This is a genomic window from Mesonia sp. HuA40, from assembly GCF_008017835.1.
Classification (GTDB): domain Bacteria; phylum Bacteroidota; class Bacteroidia; order Flavobacteriales; family Flavobacteriaceae; genus Mesonia.
Genome location: NZ_VRLT01000059.1, coordinates 77,661 through 99,632 on the forward strand (window position 1 = coordinate 77,661; position 21,972 = coordinate 99,632).

Annotated in this window: 23 protein-coding genes; 13 read left to right on the plus strand and 10 right to left on the minus strand. The window is 33.0% G+C overall.

The features are described from left to right. Positions 1-25: 25 nt before the first annotated feature. Positions 26-475 (plus strand): thioredoxin-dependent thiol peroxidase, encoded by a 450-nt coding sequence (bcp, locus tag FT993_RS10060; protein ID WP_147862421.1) that lies wholly within the window; start codon positions 26-28, stop codon positions 473-475. Here the strand turns inward: bcp and aroB are convergent, their stop codons facing one another. Beyond that, entirely contained in the window at positions 476-1,543 is a 1,068-nt protein-coding gene (gene aroB / locus FT993_RS10065; protein WP_147862422.1) for a 3-dehydroquinate synthase, read from the minus strand. 92 nt (positions 1,544-1,635) lie between these two features. Here aroB and FT993_RS10070 point away from each other — a divergent pair, with 92 nt between their 5' ends. The 3 genes from FT993_RS10070 (at position 1,636) to FT993_RS10080 (ending at position 4,463) form a co-directional block, all read left to right on the plus strand. Further along, positions 1,636-2,826, plus strand: coding sequence for a proline dehydrogenase family protein (locus tag FT993_RS10070; RefSeq protein WP_147862423.1), 1,191 nt, complete (start codon positions 1,636-1,638; stop codon positions 2,824-2,826). Between the two features lie 6 nt (positions 2,827-2,832). Further along, on the plus strand, positions 2,833-3,801 hold the full coding sequence (locus FT993_RS10075; RefSeq protein ID WP_147862424.1) for a YihY/virulence factor BrkB family protein: 969 nt from the start codon (positions 2,833-2,835) through the stop codon (positions 3,799-3,801). 113 nt (positions 3,802-3,914) lie between these two features. Then, positions 3,915-4,463 carry a type 1 glutamine amidotransferase domain-containing protein gene (locus tag FT993_RS10080; RefSeq protein WP_147862425.1) on the plus strand — a complete coding sequence of 183 codons (549 nt, stop codon included), beginning with the start codon at positions 3,915-3,917 and terminating at the stop codon, positions 4,461-4,463. Between the two features lie 50 nt (positions 4,464-4,513). Here the strand turns inward: FT993_RS10080 and FT993_RS10085 are convergent, their stop codons facing one another. The 6 genes from FT993_RS10085 to FT993_RS10110 are packed head-to-tail and all read right to left on the minus strand — an operon-like array spanning position 4,514 to position 9,019. Further along, positions 4,514-4,840: a DUF6787 family protein gene (locus FT993_RS10085; RefSeq protein WP_147862426.1), complete on the minus strand. Its 327-nt coding sequence runs from the start codon at positions 4,838-4,840 to the stop codon at positions 4,514-4,516. Beyond that, positions 4,837-5,202 carry a hypothetical protein gene (locus tag FT993_RS10090; RefSeq protein ID WP_147862427.1) on the minus strand — a complete coding sequence of 122 codons (366 nt, stop codon included), beginning with the start codon at positions 5,200-5,202 and terminating at the stop codon, positions 4,837-4,839. Before FT993_RS10090 ends, FT993_RS10085 begins: the two co-directional genes overlap by 4 nt. Continuing rightward, entirely contained in the window at positions 5,202-5,954 is a 753-nt protein-coding gene (locus FT993_RS10095; RefSeq protein WP_147862428.1) for a septal ring lytic transglycosylase RlpA family protein, read from the minus strand. Before FT993_RS10095 ends, FT993_RS10090 begins: the two co-directional genes overlap by 1 nt. 2 nt (positions 5,955-5,956) lie before the next feature. Further along, positions 5,957-6,916, minus strand: coding sequence for an NAD(P)-dependent oxidoreductase (locus tag FT993_RS10100; RefSeq protein WP_147862429.1), 960 nt, complete (start codon positions 6,914-6,916; stop codon positions 5,957-5,959). Next, positions 6,897-7,982: a 3-phosphoserine/phosphohydroxythreonine transaminase gene (gene serC / locus FT993_RS10105; RefSeq protein WP_147862430.1), complete on the minus strand. Its 1,086-nt coding sequence runs from the start codon at positions 7,980-7,982 to the stop codon at positions 6,897-6,899. The genes FT993_RS10100 and serC overlap by 20 nt, the downstream gene beginning before the upstream one ends. After that, on the minus strand, positions 7,982-9,019 hold the full coding sequence (locus FT993_RS10110; RefSeq protein ID WP_147862431.1) for an acyl-CoA reductase: 1,038 nt from the start codon (positions 9,017-9,019) through the stop codon (positions 7,982-7,984). The genes serC and FT993_RS10110 overlap by 1 nt, the downstream gene beginning before the upstream one ends. A gap of 67 nt (positions 9,020-9,086) precedes the next feature. On the opposite strand from FT993_RS10110, the gene FT993_RS10115 reads away from it, so the two are divergent. After that, positions 9,087-9,437: a 4Fe-4S dicluster domain-containing protein gene (locus tag FT993_RS10115; protein ID WP_147862432.1), complete on the plus strand. Its 351-nt coding sequence runs from the start codon at positions 9,087-9,089 to the stop codon at positions 9,435-9,437. 78 nt (positions 9,438-9,515) lie between these two features. Here FT993_RS10115 and FT993_RS10120 read toward each other — a convergent pair whose 3' ends face one another. Further along, entirely contained in the window at positions 9,516-10,001 is a 486-nt protein-coding gene (locus tag FT993_RS10120) for a hypothetical protein (RefSeq protein ID WP_147862433.1), read from the minus strand. 127 nt (positions 10,002-10,128) lie between these two features. Here FT993_RS10120 and ychF point away from each other — a divergent pair, with 127 nt between their 5' ends. From ychF to mscL, 6 genes are all read left to right on the plus strand, one after another. Next, positions 10,129-11,223, plus strand: coding sequence for a redox-regulated ATPase YchF (gene ychF / locus FT993_RS10125; protein ID WP_147862434.1), 1,095 nt, complete (start codon positions 10,129-10,131; stop codon positions 11,221-11,223). A gap of 143 nt (positions 11,224-11,366) precedes the next feature. Next, positions 11,367-13,553, plus strand: a complete 2,187-nt coding sequence (locus FT993_RS10130) for an ATP-binding protein (protein ID WP_147862435.1) — start codon at positions 11,367-11,369, stop codon at positions 13,551-13,553. Positions 13,554-13,638: 85 nt separating this feature from the next. Beyond that, positions 13,639-15,498: a DNA topoisomerase IV subunit B gene (locus FT993_RS10135; protein WP_147862436.1), complete on the plus strand. Its 1,860-nt coding sequence runs from the start codon at positions 13,639-13,641 to the stop codon at positions 15,496-15,498. 4 nt (positions 15,499-15,502) lie between these two features. Continuing rightward, positions 15,503-15,982, plus strand: coding sequence for a hypothetical protein (locus FT993_RS10140; RefSeq protein WP_147862437.1), 480 nt, complete (start codon positions 15,503-15,505; stop codon positions 15,980-15,982). Position 15,983: 1 nt separating this feature from the next. Then, positions 15,984-18,620, plus strand: coding sequence for a DNA gyrase/topoisomerase IV subunit A (locus FT993_RS10145; protein ID WP_147862438.1), 2,637 nt, complete (start codon positions 15,984-15,986; stop codon positions 18,618-18,620). A gap of 3 nt (positions 18,621-18,623) precedes the next feature. After that, positions 18,624-19,091 carry a large conductance mechanosensitive channel protein MscL gene (gene mscL, locus FT993_RS10150; RefSeq protein WP_147862439.1) on the plus strand — a complete coding sequence of 156 codons (468 nt, stop codon included), beginning with the start codon at positions 18,624-18,626 and terminating at the stop codon, positions 19,089-19,091. Between the two features lie 29 nt (positions 19,092-19,120). On the opposite strand, the gene FT993_RS10155 is transcribed toward mscL, so the two are convergent. Together FT993_RS10155 and FT993_RS10160 are read right to left on the minus strand one after the other, a co-directional pair. Continuing rightward, positions 19,121-19,492: a DNA topoisomerase IV gene (locus FT993_RS10155; protein ID WP_147862440.1), complete on the minus strand. Its 372-nt coding sequence runs from the start codon at positions 19,490-19,492 to the stop codon at positions 19,121-19,123. A gap of 40 nt (positions 19,493-19,532) precedes the next feature. Then, complete coding sequence (locus FT993_RS10160; protein WP_147862441.1) at positions 19,533-19,952, minus strand: helix-turn-helix transcriptional regulator; 420 nt, start codon at positions 19,950-19,952, stop codon at positions 19,533-19,535. A 296-nt stretch (positions 19,953-20,248) separates the two neighbouring features. Here FT993_RS10160 and FT993_RS10165 point away from each other — a divergent pair, with 296 nt between their 5' ends. Both FT993_RS10165 and FT993_RS10170 read left to right on the plus strand, forming a co-directional pair. Next, a complete protein-coding gene (locus FT993_RS10165; protein WP_147862442.1) occupies positions 20,249-21,361 on the plus strand; it encodes a M14 family zinc carboxypeptidase in 1,113 nt (370 codons plus the stop codon). Positions 21,362-21,455: 94 nt separating this feature from the next. Next, positions 21,456-21,938: an Lrp/AsnC family transcriptional regulator gene (locus FT993_RS10170; RefSeq protein ID WP_147862443.1), complete on the plus strand. Its 483-nt coding sequence runs from the start codon at positions 21,456-21,458 to the stop codon at positions 21,936-21,938. Positions 21,939-21,972: the final 34 nt, after the last annotated feature.

Here is a 21,972-nt window from a genome sequence, read left to right on the forward strand (position 1 = left end):
CTATTTTTAAACAAAAATAATAAATATGAATACATTACAAGTAGGAGATAAGGCTCCAGATTTTAAAGCTAAAGATCAAAGTGGTAATACCCATGAATTAAAAGATTATAGCGGTAAAAAACTAGTGGTTTTCTTTTACCCAAAGGCAAGTACTCCTGGCTGTACCAATGAGGTTTGTAATTTGCGCGATAATTTTGAAGAATTTACAAATAAAAATTACGCTTTATTGGGCGTGAGTGCTGATTCGGCTAGGCGTCAAGAGAATTTTAAACAAAAACATGAGCTACCATTTCCTCTTATTGCAGATGAAGATAAGAGTTTAATTAATGCTTTTGGTGTATGGGGACCCAAAAAATTTATGGGGAAAGAATATGAAGGTATTCATCGAAAAACTTTTATAATTGATGAGAATGGAATTATAGAAAATGTTATTGATAAGGTTAAAACCAAAGATCACGCAGCTCAGATCTTGTAATTAAACTTGTTGGTAATAGGCAAAAACTTCTTTAAGTAAGTTTTCAGGGATTTCACAATCAATTTGAGGTTGTGCAATATTGTTTAAAAGTACAAAAAGAACTTTTCCGTGGCTGTTTTTCTTATCGTGCTTTAAAAGATCTAGGATTTCTGGTACGTCTTCTTCTTTAATATCAAGAATGCCGTAGTATTTTTTAATCACTTTACTTAATTCTTCCAATTCATATTTTGGAAATTGTGTTAACTTAAACGATAAAAAGGCAGCCATTATCATACCGGCAGCAACGGCTTCACCATGTAGTAAATTTACATTAGGCCGCTTTAAATAAAAAGCTTCAATGGCGTGGCCTAAAGTATGACCAAAATTTAAAGTTTTGCGAATTCCATCTTCGAATAAATCTTCGCTTATTATCTTATTCTTTATTTCAATGCTTCGGTAAATCAGTTCATTTAAATGAGTTAAATTTAACTGAGACAAATCGGTCATTTTTTTCCAATAATCTTTATCAGCAATAAGTCCGTGTTTGAGCATTTCGGCTAGACCGCTACGCATCTGGTTAGCAGGCAAGGTGGCTAGAAATTCTGGGTCTATTAGCACCATTTTAGCATCATTAATCAAACCTATTTGATTCTTTAAATTTCCCAAATCAATTCCGGTTTTACCGCCTATAGAAGCATCAACCATGGCTAATAAACTAGTTGGTATATTAATATATGCTATACCACGTTGATAGGTAGAAGCAACAAATCCGCCAAGGTCGGTGACTACACCGCCACCTAAATTAATTAAAATAGATTTTCTATCTGCCCCTAAATCGGCTAAAGCTTCCCAAACTCCTTTGCAGGTTTGCAAAGTTTTATTTTGTTCACCACTGTCTATCTCAATCACTTCAATAGTTATATTGGTTTGTAGCAAAGGCAAAAATTTTGGTAAACAATTTATCTGGGTCTGTGTATCTACCAATATAAAAACCTTAGAAAAGGAATTTGTCGCCAGACAATCGTTTAGTTTTTCATAGGCTTCTTCAACAAAATAAACTGTGTTATTTACCGAGGGGATGGCTTTCATTATAAATGCATGTTAATTATGGTTCGAAATTAATGAGAAAAATATATTATTCCTAAATCGAAACCTATATTTGCAAAAATTAAATATCTGTAATGGTTACAAAAATCTTCAATAATACCAAGAGGGCTTTTGCATTAAAAAGTGACAAAGACTTAAAGAAAGCGCTCTTTATTTTTAAATTAATGAATCAACCCGCCTTAGTTAGTGTAGGCACAAAATTAACTAAACTAGGACTTGCTTTGCATTTACCCATTGAGGGATTAATTAAGAAAACTATTTTTGAGCAATTTTGTGGAGGAATAACCAAGGAAGACTGCTTGCCTACCATTCGTAAAATGCATGAAAAGAATGTTTTTAGTATTTTAGATTATTCGAGTGAAGGTAAAGATGAAGAAGCCGAATTTGATAAGGATTTAGAAATTAAAAAAGACCTTATAGCCTTTACTAAAGAAAATGATGAACTTCCTTTTGCCGTTTTTAAACCTACTGGCATTGGGAGGTTTGCAATTTGGGAAAAAGTTTCGGCCAATGAGCAGCTTTCTCAAGAAGAAAAAGAAGAGTGGGAGCGTGTAAAGAATAGAGTAGATAAAATTTGTGCTTTAGCACACGAATTGGACGTTGTCATACTGGCTGATGCCGAAGAGTCTTGGATGCAAGATGCCGCAGATGATTTAATGGAAGAAATGATGGCTAAATATAACAAAGAAAAAGCTATAGTTTTTAATACCCTGCAATGTTATCGTTGGGACAGGTTGCAGTATATTAAAGATCTTCACGTGCGCGCTCAAAATAGAGGTTTTAAGGTTGGCGCTAAATTAGTGCGTGGTGCTTATATGGAAAAAGAGAATATAAGAGCATCAAAAATGAATTACCCTACGCCAATATGCGAAGATAAAGAAGCTACAGATGTTAATTTTAATGCGGCGCTTTATTATGGTATTCAAAACCTAGATGAAATTAGCTTATATATTGGTACGCATAACGAAGTAAGTACCTACTCTGCCATGCGATTAATGGAAGAACGCGGAATAGAAAAGAACGATCCGCGAATTTGGTTTGCACAATTATATGGTATGAGTGATCATATTTCTTACAATTTGGCATTAAGCGGTTACAATACAGTGAAACTAGTGCCTTATGGTCCTATTCGTGAGGTAATACCTTATTTAATTAGAAGGGCAGAGGAGAACACCTCTGTAGCTGGACAAACCGGTAGAGAGTATGCTTTACTAATGGAAGAAAAACAACGTCGAGAAGGTAGTTTTGTTAAACGTGTAAAATAGCGTAATATGAAGGTGACGGTAATGAAAAGATTAGCCTTGTTAAAACAAACCTATCAGCGTTGGATAGGCAATAACCCTTTTGAACAAAGTGCGGTTATAGCCTATTATGCGTTATTTTCATTACCCTCTTTGCTGGTAATAGTTATAAGTGTTACTGGTTATTTTTTTGATAGAGAAAATGCCAAAGAAAAAATATTAAATGAAATTGCCAACTTTATAGGAGCCGATACTGCAGAAGCTATAGCCGATATGATTGAAAAAGCACAATTAAGTCAAGATAAAACTTTGATGATTATCATTAGTTTAGGCATGTTATTATTTGGTGCTACTGGTGCTTTTTTTCAACTTAAAAGGGCAATGAATAATATTTGGAGCGTTCGAACCAAAAATGATGATTTAAAAGGAATTATTTTAGATCGAGTGATTTCATTGGGAATGGTATTCTTTATTGCTTTTTTACTTTTAGTATCCTTAATTCTTAGTTCTGCAATATCATATTTAAGTGAGTATTTGGGGCAGTTTGCACCGCAATTAACTAACTATACGGTAGAGCTTTTAAATTTTTTGTTGAGTTATGCCTTTATCGGATTTTTATTTGCTAGTATATTTAGATTATTGCCTGATATTATTATTAAATGGCGGACTACTTTCATAGGAGCTTCGCTTACTACCTTGCTATTTTTGATAGGTAAATATGCACTAGGCTATTATTTTGGTCAATCTAATCCTGCATCTATTTATGGTGGCGCATCCTCTGTAGTACTCATATTATTATGGATTTATTATTCTTGTTTGATCTTGTTTTTCGGAGCCGAATTTACCGTGCAATACGCTTTGTTTAAAAACGATACTATTCAACCAAATAAATTTGCTGAACCTGCCTATTATCAAGAATTGGAAGAATTGAAGGAAAAGAAGCGAATCATTGAACAAAACAAAAAAGATTTAGATGTTTTGTCAGATTCGAGTGCATAACTATTCATTTTAATAGTATTTAACTTCTTTGATTTATTTTTTAAAATAGCTTTAATAGCCTTTTTCATTCATTCTTTCTAATTTAGAAGTGAATCGAAAAAAGAAAAATTATTATGGAAAAGAAAGTAGCTATTTTAGCAACAAACGGATTTGAAGAAAGCGAGTTGGAATCTCCTTTAAATGCCATGAAAAATGAGGGCTTTAATGTGGAAATTGTAAGCTTAGAAGAAGGAAGTATCAAAAGTTGGAAAGATGGAAATTGGGGCAAATCTTTTAATGTAGATAAACCATTAAAAGAAGTTAGTGCAAAAGATTATCATGCTTTGGTTTTACCAGGTGGAGTTATTAATCCAGATTTGTTGAGAGTAGAGGAGGATGCTCTTATCTTTATCCGAGACTTCTTTAAACAAAGCAAGCCTGTCGCTGCTATCTGCCATGGAGCTTGGCCTTTAATTAATGCAGATGTGGTTGAGGGTAGAACAATGACATCTTACAAGTCAATTAAAAAAGATTTAGAAAATGCAGGTGCCCTTTGGGTTGATAAAGAGGTTGTTGTAGATGAAGCACTTGTAACTTCTAGAAATCCTGGAGACTTAGAAGCCTTTAACGCTAAGGTGATTGAAGAGATTAAGGAAGGAAAACATGATCTTCAACACGCTTAATTAACAGAATTGACAATAAAAAAACATCCCGAAAACTCGGGATGTTTTTTTTATTCTTTCTCAAATAAAAAGCCGAGTCCCAAACGCTTTAGCATTTTCTTCTCGAAAGCCCAAAAGAACTTAAATTGTCCGAATAGGCTGCCCAGAACAATTAACAACACTTGATAAACTGGGAAAATTAGTAAAATACGTAAAATATAATAAAGCAATCCACCCCATATAAAATTGTCTGGAAAATTCTCTCTGCTTAAGTTTAAGAAATCTAAAATGGGTTTGGCTACATACACAGCAGTCGAACCAGTAAGTCCAAAAACAATAAAAATAATTACCAATTGAAAATTTGAAGTAATTCCCCAATGCTCTTTCAGCTTTCTCATAATGTAATGTTATGCTTCTCTTCAAAATAAATCAAGTATTGATAGACCACAGAATCTACCTCTTGACTGTAAGTTTTGTTTTTGAAATAATTTATGTTTTGTGATTTTTCAGGATTTGATTTGACCCAAATTCTATAATTAGATAATTTTTTCAGAAGCTCAGTTCTCATAAAAGACACTTCCTTATTTTGAAAGTTTGTTTGCGTTTGCATCCATTTCTTGAATTCGGAATCGTTAATGACAACTTCATAACTAAAATCTGGATTGGCTGACTGAGTACCTTGGATTGACTTATTTAATGATGTACAAGCAAATAAAGACAAAAAAAGTAAAAACTTCAATCTAAAAACCAATCTACGCATTAGTTAAAAGCTTTAAAATCTACAATAAAACTTCCAGGATACTGTTTCTGCACTTTATTCCTAAATCGCTCAGCCTTATCTCTTTGCAAAAATTTGCCTAATACCAAAGTGTACACCTTTACTTCTTGTATAGTTTTTACCTGTACAACCACATTTTTTTGATAACTAGCTTTTAAATTATCGGCTAATCTTATCAGATTGGCTAGTTCTTGAAAACTTCCTATTTGCACACCATACCAATCGGGTTGAACTTTTTTTATGGCTAGCTCGTAAAATTCTAGGTCCTCAACCTTATTTGGGGTGTCATTTTCTTTAGAGGTATTTGTAGCTGCACTCTCAATCTCTTCTTCTTTTACAGGCTCATCATTACTCGCAATAATAGGTGCTGTAACCCCAGCATCTTGTTGATTAATTACCTCAATTGCTACATCAGTCACACCTTCATCTATAAAACCCAATTGTGTTGCTGCAGACTTAGATAAATCTATAATTCTACCTTTAACAAAAGGCCCTCTATCATTAACTCTAACAACAATTGCCATATTATTGGCGAGATTAGTTACCTTCAAATGTGTACCAAAGGGTAAATTTCTATGTGCAGCAGTGGCTTTAGTATGGGTGTACTTTTCGCCGTTGGCCGTTCGTCTTCCTTCAAATTTATCGGCATAAAAAGAAGCTTTTCCCGTCTGTACTTGTGCGAAACAGGTTAAGCCAAATACCAAAAAACTTAGTAAAATTAAAACTTTATTCATTTTTACTTTTTTAAATCCTCAAATATATTAATAATTTGTTGGGTAGCCATTTTTGAAGCCAAGTAATCTGCTTGTTTAGAATGTTTAGCTATACTAGGGCTTAGCGATATTCTAGGTTGCATAAGTACTTGGATTTCGGGTTTGGGTTGATTTTCAAAAACATCGAGCGCGGCAAATCCAATTTTTTCATCATTTAAAGCATCAATCAGAGCAACTTCATCTATAGCTCTAGGGTGATAGGTGTTAATTATACCTGCAGTCTTTTTCATTAGATTTAAACTTGATGCATCAATCAAATATTCGTCATCATCATATTTGTGAACACTTATAATATCCGCTTCAAGGTAAAGCGTTTCTTCAGAACAAGATTTAGGCTCGATAGAAGATTCTTTCTTCTGCCCTTGAGAATTGTTTATAGTATAAGGTTTAGCTTCGCCTGCGACCATAAATTTTACTCCCCAGTTTTGTAATAATTGTACCACGCGTTCTGCCACCGCATCAAATCCTAAAAAGCCCCAGGTTTGACCCCATAAGGTGTCTCCTTGACTAAATAGTTTACGCATTTGAGTAAAACGGATATCTCCTTCTAAAGGCATTTCTCTATTACAATCTTTTAAATTCCTTAAACAACTAAGGCTGTGAGCAATAATAAGCTCTGCCTCGGTTTGAATATAGGCTTGCTCGGTAATATAAATTTGTATACCTATTTTTTTTGCATATTCAAAAGGGATATGCGCTAAACTTTTACCCACTACGATAATAAATTTTAAAGAATTTAATTGGTCGAGTAGTGTAGTAGTAATCTTATAATTTGCGTCAACCAATAAGCCGTCAAAATCATGATGGGCACAATATTTCACGATTTGATTATGGGCAATAGTTTTGGTAACCACTTCAATACCTAAAGACTGTAGTGAGCGTTCATGGTTTTCTTGTAAAACCTTAATATTTAATATTTTCATAATTTTCTTCAAATTGTTGCAAACAAGACACTAAAGCTTTAACACTATCTAATTCTAGGGCATTATAAAGTGAGGCGCGATAATCACCTACACTTCGGTGTCCCTTTAGTCCAATCATTTTATGTTGCTCTAAAAATCTATCAAAAACAGAAGTTAAATCGGGCTTATTTAAAGCGAAGGTAATATTCATTTTTGATCGCGAATCTTTCCTAACTAAAGGGATAAATAGATTTGATTCATCAAGATAATTATACAGTAAATTAGATTTTATTTCGTTTCGTTTTTCAACGGATTTTATTCCGCCTTGAGCTTTAAGCCAACGTAAGTTAAGTAAAGAAACATAAATAGAGAAAACGGTTGGCGTGTTAGCCAAACTTTCTTTCTGGATTAAATAGTCGTAGTTTAGAAGGCTGGGTATTTTTCGATTTGCTTGAGAAAAGGCTTTTCTGTTTAATATTACTAGGGTAGTGCCCGCTGCGCCTAAATTTTTTTGCGCTCCGGCATAAATGAGTTGAAACTGGGAAAAGTCTAAAGATCTAGAAAAAATATCGCTACTCATATCGACTACTACCGGGACTTTTTGTTTAGGGAAATTTTTAATTTGCGTTCCGTAAATGGTGTTATTGCTCGTGTAGTGAATATAGTCTAAATCATTTCTATTTTGAATAATATTTTCAGGGATATAGGAAAAATGCTGGTCTTTTGAGCTGCCTAAATCAACTATTTCGCCAAAGAAACGAGCTTCGTGAATGGCTTTTTGCGACCAAACGCCCGTATTTAAATAACCTGCTCGTTTGTTTAGAAAATTAAAAGGGATTTGGTGAAACTGTGCGCTTGCCCCACCGTGTAAAAATAAAGCGACATAATCTTTAGTATTTAGCCCTAAAAGTTCGAGCACCAATGCTCTGGCTTCTTCAATAATCGCTGTAAAAGCTGTGCTTCGGTGCGATATTTCTAAAATAGATAAACCGCTTTCGTTATAGTTTACTACAGCTTTACTAGCTTGTTGAAAAACAACATCTGGCAGCTTGGCGGGACCTGCACAAAAGTTATGCTTAGGCGTCATTAAAGTTGTTTTAGAAAATTTAGTGTATCTACATTATCGGCGTAATCGCTTAGCGATGGTTTTTGTGTTTGGCCATAAGCTATGTGGTTTTCTTCTAATTGATTAGATACGATGCATTGAAGTTTTTCTTGATGTTCGTTTAATAAATCCTTTACTTGTTCAAGCCGGTGGTAACGCTCAAAAAACAGTGTGCCTATGGGTGAAGAAAAATTTGTATCTTCTTTTAACAATAAAAAGCCATTATCAAAAATTGAAAATTCACTCATCAAGTAAACAGCTTTATTGTAATCGTAATTATTGGCATATTTATGATTGTCTAACAAATTTTGCCAAGAAAAAATAGCCTCGTAAAAACGGTCTATTTTAAAATCGTCTGGAATATAAATTTTAGAAACATTTCTGCAGCCTAAACCGTAGTATCTAAAAATGTCTTCTCCCAGTTTTTTAAGTTCTTCTTTGGTATCATCACGAGAAATTATGGCTACACTGTTTCGGTTTTTACGAATTATATTTGGTTTTTTAGAGAAATAGTATTCAAAATATCTTGCCGTATTGTTGCTACCTGTGGCAATAACGGCGTCAAAAAATTCTAGTTTTTCTTTTGTGAACTCAATTTTAGAACTCCACTTATCATTATTTGAAATAAGAAATTCAGACAAAACAGGAAGTAATGTTTGGTCGTTACTTGATTGCTTCACTAAAATGTTATTTCCACTTAAAAGCACACACAAAAAATCATGAAAGCCAACCAACGGAATGTTCCCTGCCATAATCACCGCTATGGTTTTAGGTTGGGTAGGAGTATTTAACTGGTAAGAATCAAGCCATTGTTTCAATTTTTCCTGCGTTAACAAGTCGGCCCAATTCTTTAAAGCAAATTTTATATTTTCTTCTGTAAACCAGCCGTTGTGATGAATGGCTGAACTTACCGTTTGATCTAATTTTTCATGTAATTTATGTTGTGCTATACCGTTTAAGTAATCACTTAAGAATTTACCCAGTTCAACAAAAGAGTTTATTCGAGTTTCTAAATCCATATTTATTTGGTTATCTATGCCAATGGCTTTATTTTTGTGCAAAGTTACGTAATATAAACTATTAATTATGGCTATTATAATCACCGATGAATGCATAAATTGTGGAGCCTGTGAACCAGAGTGTCCCAATACCGCTATATATGAGGGTGCAGATGATTGGCGCTATGCAGATGGAACCGACTTGTCTGGAGAAATTGTTTTACCTGATGGTAAAGAGGCTAATGCCGAAGAAACCCAAGAACCTATAAGTGATGAATTCTATTATATTGTACCCAATAAATGTACAGAATGTAAAGGGTTTCACGATGAACCACAATGTGCCGCTGTTTGTCCTGTAGATTGTTGTGTTCCTGATGAGAATCACGTAGAAAGTGAAGAAAAGCTTCTAGAAAAACAGAGTTTTATGCATGGGAGCTAAATTGTATCTCATAAAAAACGGATAGTAAAATAACTATCCGTTTTTTTTTCAATTTTCTTTTTCCCTCAATCTTTTTAGTTATCGTTTTAGTTTGTATTTTTTAAGAACCACCTCATCGGTATTGTCATCGTAACTACCCACTACAAAATTCCCCGATAAATCAAAATATCCCACTGCGTCAAATTTTGGGGTGTGTAATAAATAAAGGTCTTTTTTCGGTAATTTTCTAATAACTCCATAATTTACCATCTTACCATCAGATTGCTTTTTTATAACATAGCCTTTGTCATCTGGTTCTATACTAAAGTTTATGTCGTTTTCAATAAATAGAGTAGAAGATTGTATCACCTTATCACCTCGCATAAGCATCTGGTTGGTTGCACCAGTTTCAGAGAGTTTTAGGTCTTGATTTTCACTTACTTTTTGTTTTTTAATAGCTACTTCTTCTCCTTTATTAGTTTTAACTTTTGTTTTAGTGGTAACCGTTTTTTCTAATCGGTCTTTTTGGGCCATAATTCCCAAAGAAAAACTTAAACATAAAGCGGTTATTAAAATCTTTTTCATAGCAATTTTATTTTGTTTCTTCAAAAATACAACTTAAAAATGTTAATAATTAATAAGTAAAGCCTAAGGTTATTTTAAAGCTTATGTTTAAATCATTTAATATATTTGCAACTCAAAATTTTAAAAAATGAAAGCAGGTATAGTAGGTTTACCCAATGTAGGTAAGTCGACATTGTTTAATTGTTTATCCAATGCCAAAGCTCAGAGTGCTAATTTTCCTTTTTGTACGATCGAGCCAAATATAGGAGTGGTTAATGTACCAGACCACCGTTTAGAGAAATTAGAATCATTGGTTAATCCCGAACGTGTTTTGCCCGCTACAGTTGAGATAGTAGACATTGCGGGATTGGTAAAGGGAGCAAGTAAAGGTGAAGGACTAGGGAATCAATTTTTAGGAAATATAAGAGAAACCGATGCTATTTTGCACGTACTTCGCTGCTTTGATGATGATAATGTAGTGCACGTAGATGGCAATGTTAATCCTATTAGAGATAAGGAAACCATAGATATTGAGCTGCAACTAAAAGATTTAGAAACCGTCGAAAAAAAATTAGAAAAGGTTAAGCGTGCGGCAAAGACGGGTAATAAAGAAGCTATTAAAGAGCAAGATACTTTATTACTACTTAAAGCTGGCTTAGAGGCTGGCAAATCGGTAAGGGGAATTGTTGTAAATGAAGATGACCGCCATGATTATGTTACACCCTTACAGTTGATTACTGACAAACCTGTTTTATATGTATGTAATGTCGATGAAGCTTCGGCTGTATCGGGTAATAGGTACGTCGATCAAGTAAAGGAGACTGTGAAAGACGAAAATGCCGAAGTTTTAATTTTGGCGGTAGGTATTGAAGCAGATATTACCGAGTTGGATGATTATGAAGAGAGGCAGATGTTTTTAAGTGATATTGGTTTAGATGAAGCGGGTTCTGCCAAATTAATTCGAGCTGCCTATAAACTATTAAATCAACAAACCTATTTTACTGCTGGAGTTAAAGAAGTTAGAGCTTGGACTATACCCGTAGGGGCTACAGCACCTCAAGCTGCAGGAGTTATACATACAGATTTTGAAAAAGGCTTTATTAGAGCAGAAGTAATTGCTTATGATGATTATGTTACCTATGGTAGCGAGGCCAAAATAAAAGAAGCGGGTAAATTAAAAGTAGAAGGAAAGGAGTATATTGTACAAGATGGTGATGTAATGCACTTTAGGTTTAATGTTTAAAGAGCGAAATAAATCTGTGAAAAAAGCTCAATTTTATTCTAATTTGAGCTTTTTTTGTACAATTTCTAAAAAGAACTGCGATTAAAGGTTTAAAACTACTATATTTACAAGGCTAAATTAAGGTTTCTGATTAAATTTTTTTGATGTTAAAAAAAATAACATTCACTCTTTTTACTACTCTTTTTTTGATATGTACCGCAGTAGCTCAAAATGAAGTTGATAATGAAGCATTACGGAAACAATTAGAAATTTGTTATGGGCACCTTGAAGAAAACCGTTATTTAGATGGGGTTAAGCAAGCAATTTTGCTTTTAGAGCGAGCGCGTGAAAAAAAATCTGATGAATATATTGCGGAGGCTTATTACTTTCTAGGACTAATCGATGAAACCTCTCGTGACTATCAAGAGGCCGAAACAAAATACCTAAAAGCTCTTGACATTACTACCCGAAATAAGGACACGCTTTTTATTATTGACCTGTACAATGGTTTGGGTTCAATAGCGGCCTTAAAGGATGGTAATTACCAAAAAGCTGAAAACTATTATACAGAGGCGTTAAGTTTTGCAGAACAGATTAACTCACCTTTCATAAAAACTTTAACGATTAATCTTTGTTGGAATTTTCTAGATCAACAGAAAACAAATCAGGTAAAACCTTATCTTTCAAAACTAAATAACTATTTAAAGTGGCCTCCTCAAGATGGCGAAGAAACTTTAACTCAATCCACTAGTGGTTATATATTGGGTCGATACTATTTAGAAACAAATAACTTTGAACGAGCCGAAATTTATTTTAATAAAAGTATTGGGTATGCTAAAAAGACTAAAAATTTAGAGCATTTAAGAGATATTCACTGGCAAACTACTAAATTATACGAAGTTCAAGAAAATTACGAAAGGGCCCACGAAGAACTTAAAAAATATATCGCTTATAATAATTTATTCTTAGATAATAAAGCCATTCAAAGTTTACGGGCCGAAAAAGTGAAACTTCAAATAGGAGAATACGAACGCGCCCTAAACAATTCAGAAAGAGAACATTTACTGGTTAGCTCTTTGGCGGATAATCGAAGAAAATTAATTGTGATTTATGCAGTTGCGTTTAGTGTATTATTGGTCTTTTCAGTAATTATATACAGGCAAAATATAGCTAAAAAGAAATTGATTTCTGGTCTAGCTAAAAATAACCGGGCATTAAAAGAAGCTCGCGAAGCAGCCTTACAAGCTGCAAAGATAAAGACCCAGTTCATAAACAGTATAAGCCATGAAATAAGGACTCCTTTACACGGGGTAATAGGAATAACTTCATTGTTATTGGAAGATGAAAATACCTCAAACAGTAATAAAAAGCTTTTAAAATCCTTAAAATTTTCGGGTAATTACTTATTGGGTCTTATAAGTAATGTTTTGCTAATTAGTAAAATAGACAATAATAAAGTTGTGGTACGACCACGAGAAACCAAAATAAAAGGGTTTATAGAAAATGTAATACAGTCGGTATCCTTTATAGGAGATAAAAAAGGGGTTGATGTAAAATGGAAATTAGAAAAAGGTGTTCCTGATTTGTTAAAATTAGATCAAGTTATTCTATTTGAAATTTTAGTCAATCTTATAGAAAATGCAATTAAATTTAGTCAGCAAAAGCAAGAAGTTAGACTAGAAGTTTCTCTGCAAGAAAAGATAAGTGATAAAGCCAAATTACGTTTTAAAGTTATTGATCAAGGCCCAGGTATTCCAGAGGAAAAGCATCAAGAGATTTTTACAGAATTTACACAGGTATCTGCAGAGAAGAAAAGCTTAGAGGGGATAGGCTTAGGTTTGTCTATTGTTAAAAATTTAGTGGAGCTTTTAGGGTCTAAAATAAATATAGATAGTAAAACAGGTAAGGGTACTACTTTTTACTTCGATTTAGAAACGCCAATTGCTGTACAACCCGATTTGCGTGAGAATAAGGCTAAGAAAGTTTCGAGATTGCCACAAAAACGAATTTTATTAATAGAAGACAATGAGATTAATAAAATGATTGTTTCTAAATTTCTATCCAATCAAGAGGTTGAACTAGATATCGCATCAGAAGGTAATCAAGGTCTTGCGCTTTTTCATAAGAATAAATATGATTTACTCTTGGTAGATATTAACATTCCGGGAATGAACGGTTTTGATATCACCAGAGAAATAAGAAAAACTAATCGAGAAATACCAATTATTGCGGTAACTGCATCAGAATTAAAAGAAATTCAAAGTCTAGCTGATACAGTTGGCATAACAGATATTCTAATTAAACCTTTTAACAAAGAAACCTTAATTGATTTACTACGGAAATACCTGTAAAAAAACTTCTATTTTAAGGTTTTAAAACTTCAATAAACGGTTTCATTTTTAGGGAAAGCTTACTATATTAGCATCAAGCAAGTAAATTATGGAGGAAACAAAGTATACCGAAGACAATATTAGATCTTTAGACTGGAAAGAACACATTCGTATGCGTCCTGGTATGTATATCGGTAAGCTTGGTGATGGTTCTAGCGCCGATGATGGAATTTATATTCTTTTAAAAGAAGTTTTAGATAACTCTATTGATGAATATGTCATGGGTGCGGGTAAAACTATAGAAATTTCTATACAAGGAACCCGAGTAATTGTACGAGATTACGGTAGGGGTATACCTTTAGGGAAGGTAGTAGATGTAGTTTCTAAAATGAACACTGGAGGTAAATATGATACCAAAGCTTTTAAAAAATCTGTTGGTCTTAACGGTGTTGGTACTAAAGCAGTAAATGCGCTCTCCAGCTATTTTCGAGTAGAATCGACCCGGGATGGGAAGTCTGCTTCTGCCGAATTTGAGAAAGGAGAATTACTTGAACAAGAGTTTTTAGAAGAGACCTCAAGAAGAAAAGGTACAAAAGTTAGTTTTATACCAGATGAGCAAATCTTTAAAAATTATAAGTATCGACACGAGTATGTGTCGAAAATGCTAAAAAACTATGTATACTTAAATCCGGGTTTAACCATTGTTTTCAATGGTGAAAAGTACTTTTCTGAAAATGGGTTAAAAGATTTATTAGCAGAGAATATAAATGAAGAAAATCGATTGTTTCCTATTGCACACCTCAAAGGTAATGATATTGAGGTAGCGATTACTTACAACAAGACGCAGTATAGCGAAGAGTATCATTCTTTTGTTAACGGACAACATACCACACAGGGAGGTACACATTTGGCGGCTTTTAGAGAAGCTATAGTCAAAACTATTCGTGAATTTTATAACAAAAATTTTGACGCCAGTGATATTAGAAAAAGTATCGTTTCTGCGGTAAGCATTAAAGTGATGGAGCCTGTTTTTGAGAGCCAGACCAAGACTAAATTGGGTAGTACAGAAATGGGTGGTGACCTGCCAACAGTGAGAACCTATATTGTAGATTTTGTAAAACGAAAATTTGATAATTATCTGCATAAAAATCCGGAAACGGCAGAGAAATTACACAAGAAGATCTTGCAAGCCGAAAAAGAACGAAAGGATTTATCGGGTATTCGTAAATTAGCTCGTGAAAGAGCAAAAAAAGCTAGTTTGCATAATAAAAAATTGCGTGATTGTAGAATACACCTAGGCGATGTTAAAAAAGAACGTAACTTAGAAACAACTTTGTTTATTACAGAGGGAGACTCAGCAAGTGGTAGTATTACCAAGTCTAGAGATGTAAATACGCAAGCCGTTTTTAGTCTAAAAGGTAAACCTTTAAACAGTTACGGTTTAACTAAAAAAATTGTTTACGAAAATGAAGAATTTAATCTGCTTCAAGCCGCTTTGAACATAGAAGATTCTATGGAAGATTTGCGTTACAATAATATTGTAATTGCTACAGATGCCGATGTAGACGGTATGCATATTAGATTACTGTTAATTACCTTCTTCTTACAATTCTTTCCAGAATTAATAAAAGAAGGCCATTTGTATATTCTACAAACTCCTTTGTTTAGAGTGCGCAATAAAAAAGAAACTATTTACTGCTATTCTGAAGAAGAGAAACAAGCTGCTATTGATAAACTAAAAGGAAATCCAGAAATAACTAGGTTTAAAGGTTTAGGTGAAATTTCTCCCGATGAGTTTAAAAATTTTATAGGAGAAGATATTCGATTAGACCCGGTTATGCTTGATAAAGATATGGGTATAGAAGAAATGTTAAGTTTTTATATGGGTAAAAACACTGCCGATAGGCAAAACTTTATAATTGAAAATTTAAAAGTAGAGTTAGATCCCATTGAAGAATCCGCCTAAAAATATGCGCTTTAATAATCTAAAGCTAACCAGATACGTGCCAGTGATTTACTTTTTAATACTGTTGTTGTACATTGCGGTTTGCATACTCTATTTTAGTTTGCAAAATTTTCTCTTTACGGATTGGTTTACCAGTATAAATTTATTTTTCGTGTTGCTTATTATCTATTGCTATTTTAATTTAAAATATTTTGAATATGATGGATTAGGAGCAACCTTAAGTTTTACCAATAGAGGAGGATTTTTGTCGGAGTATTGGAATTATAAAAACAAAAAAGCCGAATTCCCTAAACAGAAACTAGATAATTTTAAAATAAAGAACTATTTTTTTATTAAAATATTAGAATTACAAATTTGTTCAAAAACAACTAAACGCAAGCGAGCTATTCAATTTAATATTAGCTTTTTAAGCAAAAAGAAAATTGGATACTTGCAGAATGAACTGCACAGAATTTTAGAGAACAAAACATTTGAAGCCAATTAATATGAGCGAAAAAGAGTCACCAGAAAATAATTTTGAGACCAATAATAATCAAGAAATAACTCGGGTTACGGGTATGTATAAAGACTGGTTTCTTGATTACGCCTCTTACGTAATTCTAGAAAGAGCAGTACCAGCGCTTGAAGATGGATTCAAACCTGTTCATAGACGTATTATGCAATCTATGAAAGACTTAGATGATGGCAGGTACAATAAAGTGGCTAATATTGTGGGACACACGATGCAATACCACCCTCACGGCGACGCTAGTATCGCAGATGCTTTAGTTCAAATAGGGCAAAAAGATTTGCTCATTGATACACAAGGTAACTGGGGTAACATTTTAACTGGCGATCGGGCGGCAGCACCAAGATATATTGAAGCAAGACTCTCAAAATTTGCATTAGAAGTAATTTATAATCCAAAAATTACCAATTGGCAAGCCTCTTATGATGGTAGAAGAAAAGAACCTATTGCTTTGCCAGTAATGTTTCCTTTGCTGTTGGCTCAAGGGGCAGAAGGAATTGCAGTTGGTTTAAGTACCAGAATACTGCCTCATAATTTTAATGAGTTGATAGATGCTAGCATTCAACACCTTAGAGGTAAGCGCTTTAAATTATATCCAGATTTTCCTACAGCGGGAATTATGGATGTTAGCAATTACAACGACGGTCTTAGAGGAGGTAAGGTGCGAATACGCGCTAAAATAAATCAATTAGACAAGCATACTTTAGTAATAAATGAGATTCCTTATGGCACCACAACGGGCACTTTAATAGAATCTATCATTAAAGCCAATGAGAAAGGTAAAATTAAAGTAAAGCATATTGAAGACAATACTGCCGAGCAGGTTGAAATTTTAATTCACTTGCCTAACAGTATCTCTCCAGATAAAACCATCGATGCGCTTTACGCTTTTACCAATTGCGAAATTTCAATATCACCATTATCTTGTATTATCATAGACCATAAACCTCATTTTTTAGGTGTTTCTGAAATTCTAAAGTTAAGTACTAACCATACACTTGAGTTACTTAAAAAAGATTTAGAAATAAAACTTGATGAGCACGAAGAACAATGGCATTTTGCTTCGCTTGAGCGGATTTTTATAGAGAAAAGAATTTATCGCGATATAGAAAATGAAGACACCTGGGAAGGGGTTCTTCAGGCTATAGATGATGGTTTGGAGCCACATATACAACATTTAAAAAGAGCGGTGACTCGAGAGGATTTAATACGATTAACCGAAATAAAAATTAAACGCATATCTAAGTTTGACCTAGATAAAGCTCAACAAAAGATAGAAGCATTAGAAGATGAAATAGCAAAAATAAAACATAGTTTAGCGAACCTTATAGATTATGCTGTTGATTACTTTAATCGTCTAAAAAAGAACTTTGGAAAAGACAAAGAGCGTAAGACAGAATTGCGCCTCTTTGAAGATATTGAAGCTACAAAAGTTGTTATCAGAAACACAAAACTTTACGTCAATCGGAAAGAAGGATTTATAGGTACCTCACTAAAAAAGGATGAGTATGTAGGTGATTGCAGTGATATAGATGATATCATTTGCTTTACACAAGATGGCATTATGAAGGTTACAAGGGTAGATAGCAAAATCTTCATCGGTAAAAATATTATACATGTAGCTGTTTTTAAGAAAAAAGACAAACGAACAATTTACAATTTAATTTACCGTAATGGTACAGGTGGCAACGCTTATGTAAAAAGATTTGCGGTTACTTCTATAACGAGAGATAAAGAGTACAGTGTTGGTAAGGGAAAACCAGGAACAAAAATTCTTTACTTTTCGGCTAATCCTAATGGAGAAGCAGAAAAGGTAGCCATTTATCTTCGACAAATAGGAGCGATTAAAAAATTACGATTCGAATTAGATTTTGCCGACCAATTAATTAAAGGAAGAACGGCAAAAGGTAATTTAGTCAGTAAACACCCAATTAAAAAAGTTGAACTTAAAGAAGAGGGCGTATCTACTTTAAAACCACGAAAAATTTGGTTTGATGAAACTATTAAACGATTAAATGTTGAAGAAAGAGGAGAATTGTTAGGAGAATTTAAAGGAGAAGATCGTATCCTTTTAGTTACTCAAAAGGGAGTTGTTTCTACCATTAAACCCGAATTGATTACACGCTTTGATGATAATTATGTAGTTCTAGAAAAATGGAATCCAGAAATTCCATTGACTGCAGTTTACTGGGAAGGGGAGAAAGAAAGGTATTATGTTAAACGATTTTTTATCGAGAATGAGGAAAAAGAAGAGTTAATAATTACAGATCATCAAAAATCACAATTAGAATTAATCTCGACAGATTTAATTCCAGTATTAGAAATTAAATATAGGAAACAAAGAGGTAAAGAACAAAGACCAAATGAGGTTGTAAACCTAGAGGAATTTATTGCCGTAAAAGGTATAAAAGCCCAAGGAAACCAATTAACCACAGAAAAAGTTACTCAATTGCAATTAATTGAACCTATTGTTCCTTCATCAAAAGCAGATGCTTCTTTAAAGGATGATCTACAAAAAAACAAGTTAGATATTGGTACGTTAGAGAAACAAACTAAAGCACAAGAAGAGAAACAAGCCAGTTTATTTGACGAGGAAGAAAATAATAAAGAATAAAATATGCTCTTTAAAGGAAAAAATATTTTAGAAGAATTTAAAGAATTTGCCATAAAAGGCAATATGATTGATATTGCTGTTGGTGTGATAATAGGAAGCGCTTTTAACCAAGTAATTGATGTAATGGTAAAAAAGGTTATTATGCCACCCTTGTCATTACTTACCGACGGCATAAATTTTATAGACAAAAAAATAATATTACGTCATGCTCTTAAAAAAGGAGACAATGTAATTAAAGAAGAGGTTTATATCGGGTATGGTGAGCTGCTTACGGTTCTACTTAATTTCTTAATAATCTCATTTACGGTTTTTATAGTGATTAGAGTTTTTAATAAACTTCGTAAGAATGCAGAGGATACACGAAATAAGCAAGTATCAACCCCAAAGAATATAGAGCTATTAAGTGATTTAAAATTACTTTTACAAGAACAGAATGCTTTATTAAAAGATAAAAGAAACGATAATCGCTAGCGTTTTGTATAAAAAGAAAATTATTCTATTTAATCTACTTTTATAACAGTTCCTTTTTGCTTTTTGGTTTCTCCTACAATTGAATATTCAAAGGTATAGGTATTGCCTTTGGTAGTAAGTATTTTCATATGTAATGGCTTTTCTTCAGCCATATTTTTCGGATTTAAATTTTTAAGTATGTACTCACAATCATTGATCCATCTTATGCTACTACTATCTATTTCATTTTTAAAATAATCAATTTCAATACTGTCATTGCGCACAAATCGGGTTTTAACCAACTCTCCATTAAGATAGGTTTCAAACTCAAAACTGCCCGTTTTAAAATCGGTGCAATTACGATTAGGACTGTAACAAGAAGCCAAAGCTAAAAATATCAGTAAAAGAAATGTATTTTTCATTGAACTTTTTTAACCGCTAATTTAAGCAATATAACGCCAATTAATTAGTAAAACTTTCGAAAGTTCCATCTTTATAAAAGATAACAATCCGACTGATAGATTTGTTTTTTAGAAGGCTTTCAGGGGTATTCAAGTCTGACTCCTTTGCTTCTTCTGAATTTTGATTCGTTTGGAATAATTCAGGTATATTTTTATGCTCTAAAGTTGGGGGAGTGGAAGTATTTGATTCTTTACTACTTGGAAAATTTCCTTTTCCGTTGAGCAGCCAATACAGATTCACTTCGGGAAACCGATTGGTTACTTTTAATACAAATTCTAAACTAGGTTTGTTACGGCCAGATAAAATATGAGATATGGAAGAACGACCTACTTGAATTTCTTCGGCAAAGGCGGCGGCCGATAGGTCGTAATATTCTAAAATTTTATCGAGTCGTTTTGTAAACTTTTCTACGTTCACCATTGTAAACAATTAACTTAAAATTGATTGTTTACAAATGTAACAAATAAATATAATACTATCAAACCCTAAAGTTAATTACTCAATACGTATTAAACCAAAACTTTAATTAAAAACATTTAATAAGCTAAATTATAGATAATTAGAAAATAAAAATAGTCTATTAGGATACTTTCCAATCAGCTAAGCAACCCACAGCATAATAGATTTACATTTGTAACATTTTTTAAAATTATTCTTGTTTACAAATGTAAATTAAAGAATGTTTACTTTTGTAAACAGTAAAATGCAATTTCAAAATGAGCCTAGAACATTACAATAAAATAACCGGGCGTTATTTATCCTATGCCAATTTAATTGGATACCTTCAAAACTTACCTACAGATTTTAAGGTATCGGTTATAGGGCATTCTGAAAAAAATGAGAAAATCTACCAAGTTGAACTTGGAAATGGTCCAATTAAAGTATTAATGTGGTCGCAAATGCATGGAAATGAAAGTACGACCACAAAAGCTGTTTTTGACCTATTTGAAAAATTAAGAAAAGAAACATTTTCAGCATTTTTTGAGAACTTGAATATTTTAGTTATTCCTGTGTTAAATCCCGATGGCTTGAAAGCCTATACCAGGCAAAATGCAAATCAGGTAGATCTTAATAGAGATGCCCAAAACTTAACTCAAGTAGAAAGTCAAATTCTAAAGAATGTATACATCAATTATGCGCCAGACTTTTGTTTTAATTTACATGACCAAAGAACTATTTTTGGTACAAAAGGATTTAATAAACCAGCTACTTTATCTTTTTTAGCCCCTGCATTCAATGAAGCTAGAGAGGTGAATTCTCAGCGTTTAAAGGCTATGCAAATTATAGCCGGTATGTACAAAGAACTAAGTCAAGATTTACCTGGCGGAATTGGTCGCTACGATGACACCTTTAACTTAGATTGTATAGGAGATACTTTAATGAATAGGGGAATTCCTACTATATTATTTGAAGCAGGACATTTTCCTGATGATTATGAACGTGAACAAGTGCGACAATTTGTTTTTAAAGCTTTATGGAGAGGCTTAGATTTAATAAATAGCCATGCTTACAAGAAATTTACAGAGAAAAACTATCTTAATATTCCTGAAAATGAAAAACAATTTTACGATTTGATAATTGATAATATAGAACAAGAATCAAAAAGTTTTCAAATAGGTATACAGTACGAAGAACGTTTAATAGAGGGGGAGATTCATTTTACACCTATTATAGCAGAAATAGGATTAAAATTAAGCAGAAAAGGGCTAAGGTATATTTGCGCTAAGCAACTCGAATTAAGTGTATTGAATGGAAAGTTGCTCAAAGTAGGTGATGAATTGAAATTCTTAAACGGTGCAAATGGTTTATTCTCACTTAATTTAACATAAACTTAATTTTTCTTTATGATTTATCAAAAATAAAGTACTATTTTTGCATATTCTTTAGTGGAAGAAATTTAAGATATTACGTAAAAGAAAAATTATGGCAAAGTTTAAGTTAGACGATATCGATCACCAAATATTAGATATTTTGATCGATAATTCTAGAACTGCATTTACAGATATTGCAAAACGTTTAGATATATCTGCAGGCACGGTTCATGTACGAGTTAAAAAGATGGAAGAGGCAGGTATAATTACGGGTTCGTCGTTATCGCTAGATTATAAAAAATTAGGTTATTCTTTTATTGCTTATGTGGGGGTGTTTTTACAAAAAACATCACAAACAAAGTTTGTATTAGAACGCATAAACGAAATACCATTTGTAACGGTAGCACACGTTACCACAGGAAAATTTAACATCTTCTGTAAAATTAGAGCTAAAAATACCGAACATGCCAAAAAAATCATTTTTATGATTGATGATATTGAAGGAGTTTATCGTACAGAAACAATGATTTCAATGGAGGAGAGTCTAAATGATAAGAAGCGCTTAATGCACTCTATATTTAAAGAATTACAATAGTATTAAATAGATTTAGTTATAAAAAAAGGAGTCA

Coding starts and splice junctions, on each gene's coding strand:
- FT993_RS10080 (WP_147862425.1), top strand. CDS start 3,915: ATGGAAAAGAAAGTAGCTATTTTAGCAACAAACGGATTTGAAGAAAGC.
- mscL (WP_147862439.1), top strand. CDS start 18,624: ATGCTCTTTAAAGGAAAAAATATTTTAGAAGAATTTAAAGAATTTGCC.
- FT993_RS10130 (WP_147862435.1), top strand. CDS start 11,367: ATGTTAAAAAAAATAACATTCACTCTTTTTACTACTCTTTTTTTGATA.
- FT993_RS10075 (WP_147862424.1), top strand. CDS start 2,833: ATGAAGGTGACGGTAATGAAAAGATTAGCCTTGTTAAAACAAACCTAT.
- FT993_RS10120 (WP_147862433.1), bottom strand. CDS start 10,001: ATGAAAAAGATTTTAATAACCGCTTTATGTTTAAGTTTTTCTTTGGGA.
- FT993_RS10165 (WP_147862442.1), top strand. CDS start 20,249: ATGAGCCTAGAACATTACAATAAAATAACCGGGCGTTATTTATCCTAT.
- FT993_RS10090 (WP_147862427.1), bottom strand. CDS start 5,202: ATGCGTAGATTGGTTTTTAGATTGAAGTTTTTACTTTTTTTGTCTTTA.
- FT993_RS10115 (WP_147862432.1), top strand. CDS start 9,087: ATGGCTATTATAATCACCGATGAATGCATAAATTGTGGAGCCTGTGAA.
- FT993_RS10095 (WP_147862428.1), bottom strand. CDS start 5,954: ATGAATAAAGTTTTAATTTTACTAAGTTTTTTGGTATTTGGCTTAACC.
- ychF (WP_147862434.1), top strand. CDS start 10,129: ATGAAAGCAGGTATAGTAGGTTTACCCAATGTAGGTAAGTCGACATTG.
- FT993_RS10085 (WP_147862426.1), bottom strand. CDS start 4,840: ATGAGAAAGCTGAAAGAGCATTGGGGAATTACTTCAAATTTTCAATTG.
- bcp (WP_147862421.1), top strand. CDS start 26: ATGAATACATTACAAGTAGGAGATAAGGCTCCAGATTTTAAAGCTAAA.
- aroB (WP_147862422.1), bottom strand. CDS start 1,543: ATGAAAGCCATCCCCTCGGTAAATAACACAGTTTATTTTGTTGAAGAA.
- FT993_RS10100 (WP_147862429.1), bottom strand. CDS start 6,916: ATGAAAATATTAAATATTAAGGTTTTACAAGAAAACCATGAACGCTCA.
- FT993_RS10160 (WP_147862441.1), bottom strand. CDS start 19,952: ATGGTGAACGTAGAAAAGTTTACAAAACGACTCGATAAAATTTTAGAA.
- FT993_RS10145 (WP_147862438.1), top strand. CDS start 15,984: ATGAGCGAAAAAGAGTCACCAGAAAATAATTTTGAGACCAATAATAAT.
- FT993_RS10110 (WP_147862431.1), bottom strand. CDS start 9,019: ATGGATTTAGAAACTCGAATAAACTCTTTTGTTGAACTGGGTAAATTC.
- FT993_RS10155 (WP_147862440.1), bottom strand. CDS start 19,492: ATGAAAAATACATTTCTTTTACTGATATTTTTAGCTTTGGCTTCTTGT.
- FT993_RS10170 (WP_147862443.1), top strand. CDS start 21,456: ATGGCAAAGTTTAAGTTAGACGATATCGATCACCAAATATTAGATATT.
- FT993_RS10140 (WP_147862437.1), top strand. CDS start 15,503: ATGCGCTTTAATAATCTAAAGCTAACCAGATACGTGCCAGTGATTTAC.
- FT993_RS10070 (WP_147862423.1), top strand. CDS start 1,636: ATGGTTACAAAAATCTTCAATAATACCAAGAGGGCTTTTGCATTAAAA.
- serC (WP_147862430.1), bottom strand. CDS start 7,982: ATGACGCCTAAGCATAACTTTTGTGCAGGTCCCGCCAAGCTGCCAGAT.